The following is a 15262-nucleotide window of genomic DNA, read 5'->3' as shown; positions in this document are numbered from 1 at the left end:
ATTAGACTTTAATCATATATTTTTAGATTATTGTAAGCTTTACTATTGACCTTGCTTCTGCTGATTTGATTTTCCATCATGAGTCGTCTGATAAAATCTGGCTATATCTTTATTCTGCTGGCAATTTGCAGCCAGCAGGCTTTTGCCCAAAAGGTTCAGACCCCAGCCGCTCCTGGTCTGTCGTTTGTCGGGCAGTTGAACGTAAAAATTGGACCGGCCTATGTTGTCGGTGAAACCCCACATGGCCTTCGCCGAATTATACCTATTCTTGGGGGTACGGTAGAAGGGCCCGGTCTGAAGGGTGAAATTCTACCCGGTGGCTCCGACTGGCAGGTTGTTCGAAAAGATGGCGTTGCCGAACTGGAAGCCCACTACCAGTTCAAAACCGACGATGGGGTTATCATTTATATAAAAAATGTGGGTCTACGCGTTGCTACGCCAGATATTGCCGCCCGCATTGGTCGGGGTGAGCAAGTAAGTCCAAACGAGTATTACTTCCGCGCCATACCCAAATTCGAAGCTCCCGCCGGGAAATACGACTGGATGAACAATGCCATTTTTATCTGTACAGCCTTCCGCAACCCCGAAAACGTAGTGATTCAGGTCTGGAAAGTCCTTTAACCAAACACCATAAACTCCTCTTTTATGCCCGACCCATCGGCATGGCTGAACGTCGAACAACAAGACGAATTACTGATCGTGACCATCAATCGTCCCGAAAAACGGAATGCGATCAATGACGCTTTATTACTACGTCTTGAAACCGTTTTCTCAGCCATCCCGGAAGGCGTGAAAGCTGCCGTTTTACACGCCGAAGGGCCACATTTCAGCGCGGGTCTCGATCTTTCGGAGTTGCAGGAACGAGATATAGTTGCCGGGCTACACCATTCGCGCATGTGGCATCGGGTACTGGATCGAATTCAGTTTGGTACGGTGCCCGTGGTGGCTGTACTAAAAGGGGCCTGCGTGGGTGGTGGACTCGAAATTGCCTCGGCCTGTCATATCCGCGTTGCCGAGCAAAGCACCTTTTACGCCTTGCCCGAAGGCCAGCGGGGCATTTTTGTGGGTGGTGGGGCATCGGTCAGGCTTCCCAAACTGATCGGCATGGCGCGCATGGCCGACATGATGTTTACGGGTCGGGTAATTTCGGCCGACGAAGGCGTCTGGATGGGACTTTCGCAGTATGTGGTCATGGACAATGACGGCCTGGCAAAAGGTATCGAACTAGCCAAACGCATTGCTCAAAATGCACCCATGACCAACTATGCGCTCATGCACGTGCTGCCCCGCATTGCGGATTCAGCCCAATCGGAGGGGCTATTGATGGAAAGCCTGATGGCGACCATCGCCCAGTCATCAGCTGAAGCAAAAGAAAGACTCCGTGATTTTCTGGAAGGACGAGCTAAGAAGGTCGGCGAGTAACAACGGCCCATAGCTTTAGCTGTGGGAAATCAGCGTACAAAATGCATTTTAGGTCACAAACCGATTTATCGGTTTTCTCATCCCACTAGTTACTATGTCGTTCAAGCAAATCGACTTCGGCCCAACGAAAACCCATAAGACGGTTCATGCCGACGGGTCCATCCGGCTGCGGCTTGAACAACCATTGGCGAACTACCCCGAAAAGTTGACCGAAAAGCTCGTCTACTGGGCACAGACCAAGCCCAACCAGACATTTCTGGCCAGGCGAAATGCGGCCGGTGTATGGGTCGAATACTCGTACGAAAAAACGCTGGCTTCGGTCAAATCCATCGCTCAATACCTGCTCAATCAGCAATTGGGGCCGGATGATACGCTGGTCATTTTATCCGAGAATAGCCTCGAACACGCGCTTTTAGCCTTGGCCGCAATGCATGTGGGCATTCCCTACTCGCCGATATCTCCCCCCTACTCCCTGATTTCGAAGGATTTGGGACGGTTGCAGCATTGTCTGGAATGTATGTCGCCCAAAGTCATTTTTGCGCAGGATAGTCAGGTGTACAGTCGCGCCCTTTCGCTGGCGAAGTCGCTGTTCCCCGATGCCGTCATCATGACCGCCAGTGAGGGTAGTAACAGCATCAACTTTGCTGATGTACTTACTACTGTACCAACAGACGCCGTAGAGCAGGCATTTGCCAGCGTCACGTCCGATTTGGTGGCTAAAGTGTTGTTCACGTCCGGCTCAACGGGTTTGCCCAAGGGCGTCATAAACACACACCGCATGTGGTGCGCCAATTTGCAGCAGATCACACAGGTCTTTCCGTTTATGACCACTGAGCCGCCCGTATTGATCGACTGGCTTCCGTGGAATCATACCTTCGGGGGTAATCACAATGTAGGGTTGGCGCTCTACAACGGCGGTACACTCTACATCGACGATGGTAAACCAACCCCGCCGGGTATCGAAACCACCGTGCAGAACCTCCGGGAAATTTCGCCGACGGTCTATTTCAATGTTCCTAAAGGCTTCGAAATGCTGATTTCCTATTTCGAGCGTGATCCTGAGCTATGCAAAACGTTTTTTGCCCGGCTGAACATGCTGTTCTATGCCGGGGCAAGTTTGGCACAACCCATCTGGAATCGGCTGGAGGAACTGGCCATGGAAACCATCGGTACCCGAATCCCAATAATAACCGGCCTGGGCTGTACCGAATCGGGGCCGTCGGCCATGTTTGCTAACTGGGGCGGTAGCTTTTCGGGCCTGCTCGGGGTGCCGGTAGCGGGTATGGATATAAAACTGGTGCCCGACGGCGATAAGCTCGAAGCGCGGTATAAAGCACCCAACGTAACCCCCGGTTACTGGCGCAATGCAGATGCTACGCAAAACGCATTCGACGAAGAAGGCTATTATAAAACCGGTGACGCTGTACGCTTTCACGTCGAAGACGACCCCGATAAGGGCCTGGTATTCGATGGTCGTATTGCCGAAGATTTCAAGCTTTCGACTGGCACCTGGGTCAATGTGGGCATTCTGAAAGCGAAAATCATTTCGGCGGGGGCACCCATCGTGCAGGATGTGGTCATTGCCGGACTCGACCGGGCTTATGTGGGTGTTCTCTTGTTCCTGAACGCCGACGCCTGCCGACGTTTAGCCAACTTGCCTACCGAATTACCCGATAAAGAGGTGTTGGTACATCCGTCAATTAATGATTTTGTCGATGCCCTGTTGATTGTCCTTAACAAAACCGCAAAAGGTAGTTCAGAACGAGTTGAACGTGCCCTTGTCGCCCTTGATCCGCCCTCCATTGACCTGGGTGAAATTACAGATAAAGGCTCCCTGAATCAGCGGGCGATCCTTAAACACAGAGCAGAATTAGTAAACCAACTATACAATTGTAAGTGAAGAACAATGAGTAAAGAGTGATGAATAAAGCGGAAATAAAGTTTACTTATTATTAGAATCTTAACACTCGTTTATTCTTCACTCCTCACTCCCAACTCCCAACTCCTATCACATGAAAACCCCTCCTTTTCGCGCCGACCACGTTGGCAGCCTGCTGAGAACCCCCGAAGTAAAAGAAAACCGCCTGAAATGGAAAAAAGGTGAGATTTCGGCCGATGAACTTCGCGCCATCGAAGACAACGCTATCGCCGAAACCGTCAAAAAGCTCGAAGCCACCGGTATGCGGTCCATTACGGATGGTGAGTTTCGGCGGGATTATTTCCACCTCGATTTCCTGAAAGAACTGTCGGGCGTAACGGTTACGGGCGGCATCGACGCGAACCCGAATGCCAAAGCCGCTTCCGACGGATTTACCCCGCCTGTTCTGAGCGTAACGGGTAAGCTCAAGCATGTGAAAGACATTCAGGTGGCCGATTTCAACTTTCTCAAATCGGTTACCACACAAACGCCCAAAGTATCGATTCCGTCGCCGACGATGATTCACTTTCGGGGTGGGCGCAAATCCATCGACATCAATTCGTACCCGGATATGGACGAGTTTTTCCACGATCTGTCAATGGCGTACCGGGAAGAAATCGACCATTTATATAACGCAGGTCTTCGGTACCTACAACTGGACGACACGAATCTGGCCTACCTCTGTGACCCTAAAATGCGGGCTGCCGCCGTTGAGCGGGGCGAAGATCCGAACGAGTTGCCGAGAACCTATGCCGCGCTGATCAACTCGGTCATCGACAACCGCCCCGACGACCTGACGGTGGGTATTCACCTCTGCCGGGGCAACTACCGCAGCACCTGGTTTGCCGAAGGTGGGTATGAGCCGGTAGCCGAAGTGCTTTTCAACGAGATCAACGTGGACGCCTATTTTCTGGAATACGACGACGAACGTTCCGGCGATTTCGCCCCATTGCGCTTTGTGCCGAAGGATAAAATGGTGGTGTTAGGCATCGTATCGTCTAAGGTTCGGGAACTGGAAGACATGGACGATTTATGCAAACGCATTGACGAAGCGGCTCAATACATGCCTCTCGACAACCTGTGCGTGAGCCCTCAATGCGGTTTTTCGTCAACCCACCACGGCAATGACCTGACCCATGATGACCAGTGGCGGAAGATTGAACTGGTTGTGAATACGGCGGTAAAGGTGTGGGGAACGGCATAGTTTTTTTGACAGGCTTAACAGGATAAAACATGATTTCTTAGGTCAACAAATCATGTTTTATCCTGTTAAGCCTGTCAAAAAACTTTCTCTGTTTCTGTTAACAACACACTTCACCATACGCCAGACTAAACGCTACTTATACCTAATAAAGAACATGAACTATTCCTTCAGCCTGTTGCTGGCGTTAAGCCTTGTCACCCAATCGATTGCCCAGAACCCCGTCGCCAAAATCGACTCGGGCAGCATCGGCGGAGCCAGATATGTCATTCTGTTCCCGCCAAACTGGAAAGGAAAGCTGGTCATGTACGCCCACGGTTACGAGTTTATGGGGGCCAAACCACGGCAGAGTCAGAATCCCGGCTTTAAAAATAACATGAAGCCGTTTCTGGAAAGAGGGTTTGCCGTGGCCGCATCGGACTACCAGTATCAGGGGTATTCATTGCCGCAGGGCGTTGACGATACGGAGTCATTGCGTCAGTTTTTTGTGAAAACGTACGGCAAACCGGATACCACGTACATGGTCGGGCATTCGCTGGGAGGTGGTGTCACGCTGGCAACGATCGAAAACTTCGGGGCGAATTATTACGGAGGTCTTCCCCTTTGCCCGCTGTCCAGTCGGCCCTACCTGCAATGCCGGAAAGAGTTCGATATGTACGCTACCTTCAATGGGCTGTTTCCGGGCGTTGTACCGTCGCTAACCACCATTTTCGACCTCTCAAAGCCCTATCAGGCGCAACCCCAGCAGGCAATGGTTGCCCAGGCAATGGCGATAAAAAAGGCTATTCTAGCCAAAGATTCGGTATTAGCAGTTGCCTTTGCCAAACGATTCGATTTAAAGCTGGACGACCTTCCTTTTTCTTTATTCTTCAACGAGAACGTCCTGCGCGATCTGGCTCAAAAGGCCAAAGGCAACCCCTTCGACAATACCAATACCGTATATAGCGGCTTCCCGAACAATCTGGCCGTCAACCAGAAAGCCGAGCGCCTGCCCGCAACCGTCGATCCTAATGTAGTTTTTGGGAAATATGACCGAACCGGCAAAATCAACAAGCCGGTCGTTCTGATGCATACCCTGTACGACCAGTTGATTCCACCTATCTACGGCGTTATAAACTTCGAGAACATGGTGCATCAACAGGCAAAAGATCAGTATTTTACGGTCAAGTACACCAACGGGCAGGGGCATTGCAACTTTACCCCGCAGCAAACGGCACAAGCGTTCGACTCGTTGCGAAACTGGGTCAAAACAGGTACTAAACCAACGGCTGGATTCATTAATTAAATGTGTAGTGCCGACCGTCGAACCGTCCCGGTCGGTAACGAACTGACTTGCTTTACAACCGACCGGGACGGTCGGCACTACGTATGATCGACCTCGATAAAATTATTGCTATTGATATGCACACGCATGCGGAAGCCTCCTGCTGGCATCCGCATGATGATTTTCGGCCGGAGCTGGACGAGGCCTTTACCAGGTACTTCAAATCGGACCACCGGCCAACCATCCAGGAAACAGCCGATTACTACCGCGAGCGGAACATGGCATTCGTCATGTTTACCGTCGATTCAGAGTTCAACGTGGGCAAGCGCCGGATTCCAAACGAGGAGGTGGCCGAAGGGGCGCAGAAAAATTCGGATGTAATGATTGCCTTTGCCAGCATCGACCCACACAAAGGCCGGATGGGTGCCCGCGAAGCCCGAAACCTGATCGAGAACTTCGGCGTGAAAGGCTTTAAGTTTCACCCGACTGTGCAGGGTTTCTACCCCAACGACCGCATGGCCTATCACCTCTACGAAGTCATTGCAGAGTATAAACTGCCCATGCTGTTCCATTCGGGCCATTCGGGTTTCGGCTCCGGTGTGCGAGGGGGCGGTGGTATGCGACTGGAATACTCCAACCCCATTCACCTGGATGATGTGGCGATTGATTTTCCGGACAACCCCATCATTATTGCGCATCCAAGCTGGCCATGGCAGGATGAAGCATTGTCGGTAGCGATGCACAAACCCAACATGTATATTGATCTCAGCGGCTGGTCGCCGAAGTATTTTCCGAAGCAACTGGTGCAGTACGCCAACACCATGCTCAAAGATCGGGTATTGTTCGGCACCGACTTCCCACTCATCACGCCTGACCGCTGGCTGAAGGATTTTGAGGACGCTGGCTTTAAGGAAGAAGTGAAACCGCTTATTTTAAAAGAAAATGCCATTAAGATGCTGGGGTTGAGAAAGTAAAAAGTAACTGGCTTTTGCTTCGTCTCTACGAGTAACACCCCTTAACTTGACTAAAAGTACATGGAAGTAAGTGCCAAAACCCTGATTGATCAGCGGCCGCTTTCGCAGCTGCAATACGCAACCATCATCATCTGCTTCCTGATGAACATGCTCGATGGCATGGATGTCCTGGTTATCTCCTATGCAGCCCCAGCCATTGCAAAAAGCTGGAGCATAGGCCCCGAAGCCATGGGCGTCGTGTTTAGTGCCGGCCTGTTCGGTATGACGTTCGGGGCACTTTTTCTGGCTCCATACGCCGACCTGATTGGCCGAAAAACGCTGATTCTCATAAGTGCGGCTATCATGGGCATCAGTATATACCTGACGTCCTTTTCTACCGGAATCCTGCCGTTAATTGTGTTTCGATTTATCAGCGGGCTGGGTATCGGGAGTATGCTGGCGAGTACGGCCGCGCTGGCCGCTGAATACACGCCCAACAAAACCCGCGACTTCTGGGTGAGTTTTGTAATCTCGGGCTACCCGGTCGGGGCTGTACTGTCGGGACTGGTAGCGGCTAAAGTCATTCCGGTGTCGGGCTGGCAAACGATGTTTCAGATCGCGGGTGTGACGACCATCGTAGCCATACCATTGATCCAGTTTTTTCTGGCGGAGTCGCTGGATTTCTACCTTAAATCGCAACCAGATCAGGCCCTTGGGAAAGCGAATAGTATTCTGGGTAAAATGGGACATTCACTCATTGACGCGCTACCGCACAAACCAGCCAAAGGAAACGGTATACCCATTAAATCGCTGCTCGATAACGAGTACAAGATTCCTACCATTCAATTGTGGACGGCTTTATTCCTTTCCTTCGCAACGCTCTATTTCCTCACCAGTTGGATTCCGAAACTAGCTACCAATGCCGGGCTTCCCATCGAACTGGCTATTTACGCCGGTACGATCTTCAATGTCGGGGCTTTCTTCGGCATTACAACACAGGGCTATTTCTCCAGTCGTTTCGGTCTTAAAAAGACGATTGGCCTATTCCTGATCATGACGGGCGTTGTCATGGCGGCTTTTCAGCTATTTATGGGGTCGTCGACCCTGCTGCTAGTGTTTGCACTGCTGGGCTTCGGTATTCAGGGAGGCTTTGTGGGTCTTTATGCCGTGGCGGCTCGTATGTATCCAACTGAGTTCAGAACCACGGGTGTCGGCTGGTCGATCGGTATTGGCCGATTGGGCGGCATCATCGGACCCGCCGTGGGAGGTATACTGATCGGGATGGGCTTGTCGATGGTGACGAACTTCCTGATCTACGCCGTCCCAACCATCTTCGCGGGCATCATGACGATGTATATTTCCTCGAAGAAGATTAGTTGACAATCATTAAACAAACGGATACGCAACAGGCTACAAGTCTAACAGAACGAGGTCCAGGCCGTCGATCTTCGCAAAACCGGAGTCGAATGTCAATAATGGGATTCCTAGAAATAGGGCTGTAGCAGCAATAATGGCATCGGGTAGTTTGATTTTGTGAATCTGTTTGAGACGAATTGCCTGATCTTTGATAGCAGGAATTAATTCGATAAGAGAGCAATCATTAAGAAGAGTCTCGAAAAAAATTTTTTCGTTCTCAGAAATTCTATGCCAGCCTAAAAGCTCGATTTCAGATATAACGGATACAAACACATCTTTCCCGATCAGATAGGGCTCAATATCACCTTTTCCTTCTGAAAGGTTAATAAAAATGTTAGTGTCAGCTAAAATGTTAGTTCCATTCATTGCGCACCTTCTTCTGGTATTCCATGCCGTCGAAACCTCGTTTCAGTTTCCCTGCATATTTCGCAGCATCAAAGCCTTTTCGAGCCGATTTTGGTTGGTTAGCAATGGCTTTCAGGGCATCATCGACAGCCGAGGCTGGTGCGTCTTTTGGAATTCGAATAACCATAGGTAGCGGGTTTTAACAAATATAACGAACTTAAGACAAATTTGATTCTGAGCTTTTCATGCAACTTGTCCATAATGCCACACAGAACGTTGACTTAACGGCCATCGTATCTGAAGGGAAATCCTATACCTATCAACAATTACTTGACGCGTCCAGCACGTTTGCCTCACTTTTGCTCAACGACACAACCGACCTTAACGAAGCACGTGTAGCCTTTATGGTAGCGCCGGGCTTTGACTATGTACGGGTGCAGTGGGGTATCTGGCGAGCCGGGGGCGTTGCTGTGCCATTGGCGTTGTCTTACCCGTTGCCGTCCCTTCGGTACGTTATCGAGGATACCGGTGCCCAACTTATTGTGGCCGACCAAACCTTCGCCCCGCTGCTGGCTCCCTTAGCGGAAGAGAAAGGTTGCCGGTTGATTGTTCTGGGCGAAGAGGGCACGGTCATTACCAAATCACTACCCGAACTGACTCCCAGTCGCCGGGCGATGATTCTGTATACAAGTGGTACCACCAACCTCCCCAAAGGCGTTGTTACGACGCACGCCAACCTCGAAGCCCAGATTTCGACGCTGGTAAACGTCTGGCAATGGTCGTCCAGCGATCATATTTTGTGTGTATTGCCGCTGCATCACGTTCATGGAATTATCAATGTAATCTGCTGTGCGCTCTGGTCCGGTGCCACCGTTGAGTTCATGCCCCACTTCTCCGCCGAAGGCATTTTCAATAACTTTCAGCGCGGGCAGATCAACGTTTTCATGGCCGTGCCGACCATTTATTTCAAGCTGATTGCCTATTGGGAAAGTCTACCGGACGAGCAGCGACAGCAAATCACCGAAACCCTGTCGAAGTTCCGGCTCATGGTGTCGGGATCGGCGGCTTTACCGGTGTCGGTGATGGAAAAGTGGAAGACCGTGAGCGGCCACACCCTGCTCGAACGCTACGGCATGACCGAAATCGGTATGGGCATCAGCAACCCCTACGACGATGAACGACGAGTGGGTTACATCGGCAAACCCCTGCCGGGTGTAAGTGTCCGGCTGGTGGATGAGAACAATGTCGAAGTGGCCGACGGGCTGCCGGGCGAGATTCAGATAAAAGGAGCTACCGTTTTTCTGGAATACTGGAACCGCTCCGAAGCGACTCAAAAAGCCTTCACTGACGATGGCTGGTTTCAAACCGGCGATATTGCCGTGGTCGAAGATGGGTATTACCGCATGTTGGGCCGCGACTCCATCGATATCATTAAATCAGGCGGCTACAAGATTTCAGCACTCGAAATCGAGGAAGTACTGCGGACCCACTCCGCCATCAGCGATTGCAGCGTGGTCGGTATTCCTAATGAAGAATGGGGAGAATTGGTGGCGGCTGTGCTTATCCTGACCGATAAAACCGTGTCGCCGGAGCAGATCAGTAGCTGGCTGCGCGAACGGATGCCCGCCTACAAAGTGCCCCGCCAATACCGGGTGACCGACGATCTGCCCCGTAACGCGATGGGGAAAGTCACCAAAAATGATCTAAAGCCTTTATTCGTAACCGCTTAACTTGTACCTATATGATAATTTATGGTGTGGCCATTCTGGCTTTTTGTTACGTAACCGGACAGTTGATCGGTGAACTCCTCGGTCGACTGATTGGCATTGATGCCAATGTGGGCGGGGTTGGTTTTGCCATGCTGCTGCTGATCTTCCTGAATGACTGGTTTACCCGAAAGGGATATACGCACAAGCTTACCGACCGGGGCATTGAGTTCTGGAGCCAGATGTACATCCCGATTGTGGTGGCTATGTCGGCCATTCAAAACGTTAAAGTGGCCGTTTCGAGCGGCTTTATGGCCCTTTTTGCTGGCATTATTCCGGCGCTGATTTGTCTGTCTTTGATTCCCGCTCTTGCCAAATTCTCCAAATCTCAACCCAACGACCAGCATGGACATTATAAGCCAGTTTCTTGAAAAAAATGGGTTGGTCGTCGCCTTTCTGACTGTCGGACTCATGATTTACGCATCAGCCATCATGTCCAACCGGTTAACCAATAAGAAAATCCCGGCATCGGCCATTGCTATCGTTATGGGGTTGGTGCTGGCCTACGTAGGAGGCATCTACTCGGGGGGCGGCAAAGGTATTGCCGATGTGAAGATCTTCTCCGGTTTTGGGCTGATGGGCGGGACAATGTTCCGCGACTTCGCCATAATCTCGACAGCGATGGGGGCCAGTTTTGTGGTGATGCGCCAAACCGGCTGGATTGGTGCCTTATCGCTCTTTTTAGGAACTATAATACCCTTTTTTGTGGGCGTAACCATTGCGATGGCATGGGGTTATACGGATGTTGTCAGCCTGACGACCATAGGTGCTGGCGCGGTCACATATATCGTTGGTCCAGTAACCGGCGCGGCTATTGGGGCCAGCTCCGACGTAATGGCGTTAAGCATTGCAACTGGCGTAGTCAAAGCGGTTTTTGTTACTATTATTACTCCGTTCGCAGCCCGTTACATTGGCCTGGACAATCCGCATACAGCCATGATTTATGGCGGCATTATGGGCACTACCAGCGGGGTGTCGGCAGGCCTGGCCGCTACCGACCCTAAATTAGTGCCCTATGGGGCCTTAACGGCTACCTTTCACACGGGCCTGGGTTGCCTGATGTGCCCGTCGGTGCTGTATTTGTTGATGCGGGTGCTTTTTTAAGTAGATAGCCCTACTGAATGGCGTGGCTATCGGACTGCTCTTTGCCCTGCCCGCACTTCTGCTCATCAAGGGGGTGGAGATCGTTGCTACCCATGAACCACTTCCGAAAGTGCCGATAATTCTGCTATCAGCCTTTATTGGTGCTTTAACTGGCTTTCTCTCCTCTTTTGTGGCCGTGAAACGAGCGATTAAGCTGGAATCAAGTCCTTCATAAGCTCCTTGCTTACATCTTTCCCAACCTACGAAACTGACCGGGTGAGAGCCCGGTTTGTTTTTTGAAAAGCCTCGAAAAATAAGCCGGGTCTTTGAAACTCAGTACATACGATATCTCGGATAAGGAATAGGTTGTGTTCAACAGGTACTTCTTCGCTTCGTTGGTCAGGTTATCGTGGACGATTTGCAGGGCCGACTTTTTTACCACCGACTGGCAAATCCGGTTGAGGTGAACGGCGGTAATGTTCAGCGCAGCGGCATACTCCTGAATAGTTTTTAACTCGTGAATCGACTGCCGGATGAGTTTCTGGAACGCATTGAAATACTGTAAAGTACGATTCGTTGACACCGCCCCCGCAATAGCCGACTCCTGCCGCATCCGGTACAGGCTGACCAGCAACAATTGAAGTAACGCATGAAGCTGGGCTTTTTTCTCGACCTTGTCTTCGTTCAACTCTTGGACCAGTTGATCCTTAATCCATCGCAGCTTGTCAAACTCCTCGACAAGGCCCTCAAACGGATACTGACTTAGTTGATTGATATCCAGAAAAAGCTGAGGCATCGCTTTTGAAAAAACATCCAGCGACTGCTCGGCAATGGTAAAAACCTCCCCAACCATATTCGACTGAAAAGCAAAGCCATGCAAGGTATTGGCCGGAATCAGCAACACGCAGGGGGGCGTTAGCGTAATTCGCCGTAGTTCCGACACAAGTACACCATTGCCCGAGGTAAAAAAGAATACCTGTATCAAATCGGTATGCAGGTGCTCGTCGATGTCCCAATCGTAAAGTTGACTACGGACTTCCAGTAATTCATGATGGATGAACCCGTTGGTAAACGGCTGGTTGTTATCGCCATACAGGCCCCCAAAATTTTGAAGACGAATCGACATCTATGTTTAAAATAGCTAAATAAACGTCTAAAGTTGACGTCAATGTTTGATTTGTGCAAGTCATATTTTTATTAATCCAAGATAATTTATGACCATGCCCATAGCTTTGCTGAACGAATTCCTTAACCAGCTATACGTTCGGCATGAGCGAACTTATCTACAATCACTTCGACCGGGAGGTGCACCCGCCCTACATTTCTCCCGAGTATAAATCGACGGTACTGCGGGGGCCGACAAAGCCGCTGGTCGTTATCAAACAGTCGCTTTCGGAGCTGACCGGCCCCGTTTTTGGCGAAACACACCTGGGTCCGCTCGACCATGATCTGACAAAAAATTCCGTTCGGAACGGCGAGCCGCTGGGCGAACGGATTGTGGTGCATGGCAAAGTCATGGACGAAAACGGTAGGCCAATTCCACACACATTAATCGAGATCTGGCAGGCCAATTCGGCGGGACGGTATGTGCATAAAGTAGATCAGCACGATGCCCCAATCGACCCTAATTTTCTGGGAACCGGCCGCGTACTGACCGATGCCGACGGCAACTACCGATTCTATACCATAAAGCCGGGGGCCTATCCGTGGGGCAACCATTACAACGCCTGGAGGCCCAACCATATTCACTTTTCGTTGTTCGGGCCGAATATCACGACGCGACTGGTAACCCAAATGTACTTCCCCGGCGACCCACTGTTGCAATACGACCCCATTTTTCTGGGCGTGCCCCCCAAAGGGCGGGAGCTGTTGATTTCGCAGTTTGATTTAAGCGTTACCGAGCCCCATTTTGCCCTGGGCTATCGGTTCGATTTTGTGTTGAGAGGAAATAAGTCAACGCCCTTTGAGACGGCTTAACCATCAATTCCATGCCACGACAAACCCCTTCACAAACCGTTGGACCTTACTTCGCCTACGGCCTGACACCCGAGCAATACGGGTACGATTTCAAAAGTCTGGTGGAAAATCAGTTGGTCAATCCACTCGATGAGCCGAATGCTATTACGATCACTGGAAACGTCTATGACGGGGAGGGCGTCATTATTCCCGATGCCATGATTGAAGTCTGGGACGCCCATAACAAGCTTTTTGGCCGATTCGGGACGGGGACGGACTCCCAAAATCGATTTGTTTTTCATGCTGTAAAGCCAGGCTCGGTGGAGGGGCAGGCTCCTCATCTTTCGGTCATTGTGTTCATGCGCGGACAACCGATTCACTCCTATACTCGGCTCTACTTTGCTGACGAAGCAGCCGCCAATGCAACGGACCCGGTGTTGACGCTGGTGCCCACCGAACGACGCCAAACGCTCATTGCCCGAAAGACTTCGGCCGGCTATCTGTTCGATATTTATATGCAGGGTGAGCAGGAAACCGTATTTTTCGAGGTCTAATCCGTTAACCCGACCATGAGCCTGTATTCCAGCCTGTTTTATAGTTCTGATGTGCAATCGTTATTATCTGAAGAAACGACCGTTGCGCACATGCTTCGGTTTGAAGCGGCATTGGCAACGGCTCAGGCAAAAAATGGTCTTATTCCAACCAATTCGGCTGAGTTGATTGCGGCTTATTGTACTGTTGATCTGCTGGATTTCGAACGGCTCAAAAAAGACATTTCCCTGAGTGGCAATGCCGCGATTCCGCTAGTCAAACAGCTCACCGGCATCGTTCGGAAGCAGAGTGAGGAAGCGGCCGGATCTGTGCATCTGGGCGCTACGAGTCAGGATGTGGTCGATACGGCTACCGTTTTGACGATCAAAAGCGTGCTCGCCTGGCTGGACGATAAACTCCCGGCGCTGACAGACAGACTGATTGTCCTGACCCAAAAGCACCGCGAAACCGTCATGATTGGTCGGACGTTGTTGCAACAGGCGAAACCGATCACCTTCGGGCTGAAAACGGCTTTGTGGCTGGATGGACTTAGCCGCAGTCAACAACGCCTGGCCGAATGCCGAAAACGAGTATTGGTTCTACAATTGGCGGGGGCGGTCGGTAGTCGTAATGCGTCGATTTCGGCTTCGGTGCATCAGGATGTAGCGGACCAATTGGGATTACAACCTTCGGTTTCCTGGCATACACAACGGGATAACCTGGCCGAGTTTGCCGCCGTGCTGGGTATTCTCACAGGCAGCCTGGCCAAGATGGCGAACGATGTCATGTTGCTTATGCAGACCGAAGTCGCCGAAGTGCTGGAAGGAAAAGCAGCAGGCAAGGGCGGCTCCAGTACGATGCCACACAAACGCAACCCGGTCACGACCACGGCCATTCTGGCTAACGCCAATCGGGTACCAAATCTGGTAGCGACGATACTATCGGCCATGCCGCAGGAACACGAACGCTCCGCCGGGCGCTGGCATTCGGAATGGGACGTACTGACCGACATTATGCAGTTGACAGCCGGGACCGTTGAACGCAGTCTTGAGTTGCTCGACAATCTGGAAGTAGATACCCAGCGAATGCGCCAGAACCTCGAACTGACCAACGGACTGATCTACGCCGAAACCGTTTCATTGGCATTAGCCCCCAGACTGGGCAAAGCCAACGCGCATGAACTGATTGAAAAAGCGTGTGCGTTGGCGGTTACACAAAACAAACACCTTAAAGAGGTACTTCGTGAACAAGCGATTGACTTACCCGATCTGGATGCGCTTTTCAAACCGGAAAACTCACTGGGGCAGGCAATGGAGATTATTGATATGATTTTACAAAAGCAGGCTACAGGACCTGTTTAAACTTTCCCAAAATAAGTTGAAAGGAAAGGGGGCTTCGCGGCTGTAG

Annotated in this window: 17 protein-coding genes; 14 read left to right on the top strand and 3 right to left on the bottom strand. The window is 51.0% G+C overall.

Annotation, left to right across the window (positions count from 1 at the left end; all coding sequences use genetic code 11):
- Positions 1-78 precede the first annotated feature (78 nt).
- The 7 genes from CRO74_RS06205 (at position 79) to CRO74_RS06175 (ending at position 8138) form a co-directional block, all read left to right on the top strand.
- Positions 79-621 (top strand): DUF3237 domain-containing protein, encoded by a 543-nt coding sequence (locus CRO74_RS06205; RefSeq protein WP_097125115.1) that lies wholly within the window; start codon positions 79-81, stop codon positions 619-621.
- A gap of 24 nt (positions 622-645) precedes the next feature.
- Positions 646-1422, top strand: coding sequence for a crotonase/enoyl-CoA hydratase family protein (locus CRO74_RS06200; RefSeq protein WP_097125114.1), 777 nt, complete (start codon positions 646-648; stop codon positions 1420-1422).
- Between the two features lie 94 nt (positions 1423-1516).
- Positions 1517-3322: a feruloyl-CoA synthase gene (locus tag CRO74_RS06195; protein WP_097125113.1), complete on the top strand. Its 1806-nt coding sequence runs from the start codon at positions 1517-1519 to the stop codon at positions 3320-3322.
- Between the two features lie 112 nt (positions 3323-3434).
- Entirely contained in the window at positions 3435-4544 is a 1110-nt protein-coding gene (locus CRO74_RS06190; RefSeq protein WP_097125112.1) for a 5-methyltetrahydropteroyltriglutamate--homocysteine S-methyltransferase, read from the top strand.
- 154 nt (positions 4545-4698) lie between these two features.
- Positions 4699-5826 (top strand): alpha/beta hydrolase family protein, encoded by a 1128-nt coding sequence (locus CRO74_RS06185; RefSeq protein ID WP_097125111.1) that lies wholly within the window; start codon positions 4699-4701, stop codon positions 5824-5826.
- An 83-nt stretch (positions 5827-5909) separates the two neighbouring features.
- Positions 5910-6779, top strand: a complete 870-nt coding sequence (locus tag CRO74_RS06180; protein WP_179830131.1) for an amidohydrolase family protein — start codon at positions 5910-5912, stop codon at positions 6777-6779.
- Between the two features lie 60 nt (positions 6780-6839).
- Positions 6840-8138 (top strand): MFS transporter, encoded by a 1299-nt coding sequence (locus CRO74_RS06175; RefSeq protein ID WP_097125110.1) that lies wholly within the window; start codon positions 6840-6842, stop codon positions 8136-8138.
- 30 nt (positions 8139-8168) lie between these two features.
- Here CRO74_RS06175 and CRO74_RS06170 read toward each other — a convergent pair whose 3' ends face one another.
- Together CRO74_RS06170 and CRO74_RS06165 are read right to left on the bottom strand one after the other, a co-directional pair.
- Positions 8169-8540 (bottom strand): type II toxin-antitoxin system VapC family toxin, encoded by a 372-nt coding sequence (locus CRO74_RS06170; RefSeq protein WP_097125109.1) that lies wholly within the window; start codon positions 8538-8540, stop codon positions 8169-8171.
- On the bottom strand, positions 8527-8706 hold the full coding sequence (locus CRO74_RS06165; RefSeq protein ID WP_097125108.1) for a hypothetical protein: 180 nt from the start codon (positions 8704-8706) through the stop codon (positions 8527-8529). The genes CRO74_RS06170 and CRO74_RS06165 overlap by 14 nt, the downstream gene beginning before the upstream one ends.
- 58 nt (positions 8707-8764) lie before the next feature.
- Here CRO74_RS06165 and CRO74_RS06160 point away from each other — a divergent pair, with 58 nt between their 5' ends.
- From CRO74_RS06160 to CRO74_RS31805, 4 genes are read left to right on the top strand one after another with little or no spacing between them, the layout of a single operon-like run.
- Positions 8765-10249: an acyl-CoA synthetase gene (locus CRO74_RS06160; RefSeq protein WP_097125107.1), complete on the top strand. Its 1485-nt coding sequence runs from the start codon at positions 8765-8767 to the stop codon at positions 10247-10249.
- A gap of 11 nt (positions 10250-10260) precedes the next feature.
- Positions 10261-10656: a malonate transporter subunit MadL gene (gene madL / locus CRO74_RS06155; protein ID WP_097125106.1), complete on the top strand. Its 396-nt coding sequence runs from the start codon at positions 10261-10263 to the stop codon at positions 10654-10656.
- Positions 10631-11389, top strand: a complete 759-nt coding sequence (gene madM, locus CRO74_RS06150; RefSeq protein ID WP_097125105.1) for a malonate transporter subunit MadM — start codon at positions 10631-10633, stop codon at positions 11387-11389. Before madL ends, madM begins: the two co-directional genes overlap by 26 nt.
- Positions 11390-11411: 22 nt before the next feature.
- Complete coding sequence (locus CRO74_RS31805) at positions 11412-11603, top strand: hypothetical protein (protein ID WP_218840204.1); 192 nt, start codon at positions 11412-11414, stop codon at positions 11601-11603.
- Positions 11604-11612: 9 nt separating this feature from the next.
- On the opposite strand, the gene CRO74_RS06145 is transcribed toward CRO74_RS31805, so the two are convergent.
- Positions 11613-12494, bottom strand: coding sequence for a helix-turn-helix domain-containing protein (locus tag CRO74_RS06145; RefSeq protein ID WP_097125104.1), 882 nt, complete (start codon positions 12492-12494; stop codon positions 11613-11615).
- 143 nt (positions 12495-12637) lie between these two features.
- On the opposite strand from CRO74_RS06145, the gene pcaH reads away from it, so the two are divergent.
- Genes pcaH through pcaB form a run of 3 tightly spaced genes read left to right on the top strand, consistent with a single transcriptional unit; the run spans position 12638 to position 15216 of the window.
- The gene (gene pcaH, locus CRO74_RS06140; protein ID WP_097125103.1) at positions 12638-13345 is read left to right on the top strand and encodes a protocatechuate 3,4-dioxygenase subunit beta; all 708 of its coding nucleotides are present in this window, start codon (positions 12638-12640) and stop codon (positions 13343-13345) included.
- An 11-nt stretch (positions 13346-13356) separates the two neighbouring features.
- On the top strand, positions 13357-13878 hold the full coding sequence (pcaG, locus tag CRO74_RS06135; protein WP_097125102.1) for a protocatechuate 3,4-dioxygenase subunit alpha: 522 nt from the start codon (positions 13357-13359) through the stop codon (positions 13876-13878).
- A gap of 15 nt (positions 13879-13893) precedes the next feature.
- Entirely contained in the window at positions 13894-15216 is a 1323-nt protein-coding gene (gene pcaB, locus CRO74_RS06130; protein WP_097125101.1) for a 3-carboxy-cis,cis-muconate cycloisomerase, read from the top strand.
- Positions 15217-15262: the final 46 nt, after the last annotated feature.

It is taken from the genome of Spirosoma fluviale, assembly GCF_900230225.1.
Lineage (GTDB): Bacteria > Bacteroidota > Bacteroidia > Cytophagales > Spirosomataceae > Spirosoma > Spirosoma fluviale.
This window is presented reverse-complemented; position numbering and strand designations above follow the sequence as displayed.

What these genes read in the sequence shown, in the direction of transcription:
- CRO74_RS06205 (WP_097125115.1), top strand. Translation starts at nt 79, where the DNA reads ATGAGTCGTCTGATAAAATCTGGCTATATCTTTATTCTGCTGGCAATT.
- CRO74_RS06200 (WP_097125114.1), top strand. Translation starts at nt 646, where the DNA reads ATGCCCGACCCATCGGCATGGCTGAACGTCGAACAACAAGACGAATTA.
- CRO74_RS06195 (WP_097125113.1), top strand. Translation starts at nt 1,517, where the DNA reads ATGTCGTTCAAGCAAATCGACTTCGGCCCAACGAAAACCCATAAGACG.
- CRO74_RS06190 (WP_097125112.1), top strand. Translation starts at nt 3,435, where the DNA reads ATGAAAACCCCTCCTTTTCGCGCCGACCACGTTGGCAGCCTGCTGAGA.
- CRO74_RS06185 (WP_097125111.1), top strand. Translation starts at nt 4,699, where the DNA reads ATGAACTATTCCTTCAGCCTGTTGCTGGCGTTAAGCCTTGTCACCCAA.
- CRO74_RS06180 (WP_179830131.1), top strand. Translation starts at nt 5,910, where the DNA reads ATGATCGACCTCGATAAAATTATTGCTATTGATATGCACACGCATGCG.
- CRO74_RS06175 (WP_097125110.1), top strand. Translation starts at nt 6,840, where the DNA reads ATGGAAGTAAGTGCCAAAACCCTGATTGATCAGCGGCCGCTTTCGCAG.
- CRO74_RS06170 (WP_097125109.1), bottom strand. Translation starts at nt 8,540, where the DNA reads ATGAATGGAACTAACATTTTAGCTGACACTAACATTTTTATTAACCTT.
- CRO74_RS06165 (WP_097125108.1), bottom strand. Translation starts at nt 8,706, where the DNA reads ATGGTTATTCGAATTCCAAAAGACGCACCAGCCTCGGCTGTCGATGAT.
- CRO74_RS06160 (WP_097125107.1), top strand. Translation starts at nt 8,765, where the DNA reads ATGCAACTTGTCCATAATGCCACACAGAACGTTGACTTAACGGCCATC.
- madL (WP_097125106.1), top strand. Translation starts at nt 10,261, where the DNA reads ATGATAATTTATGGTGTGGCCATTCTGGCTTTTTGTTACGTAACCGGA.
- madM (WP_097125105.1), top strand. Translation starts at nt 10,631, where the DNA reads ATGGACATTATAAGCCAGTTTCTTGAAAAAAATGGGTTGGTCGTCGCC.
- CRO74_RS06145 (WP_097125104.1), bottom strand. Translation starts at nt 12,494, where the DNA reads ATGTCGATTCGTCTTCAAAATTTTGGGGGCCTGTATGGCGATAACAAC.
- pcaH (WP_097125103.1), top strand. Translation starts at nt 12,638, where the DNA reads ATGAGCGAACTTATCTACAATCACTTCGACCGGGAGGTGCACCCGCCC.
- pcaG (WP_097125102.1), top strand. Translation starts at nt 13,357, where the DNA reads ATGCCACGACAAACCCCTTCACAAACCGTTGGACCTTACTTCGCCTAC.
- pcaB (WP_097125101.1), top strand. Translation starts at nt 13,894, where the DNA reads ATGAGCCTGTATTCCAGCCTGTTTTATAGTTCTGATGTGCAATCGTTA.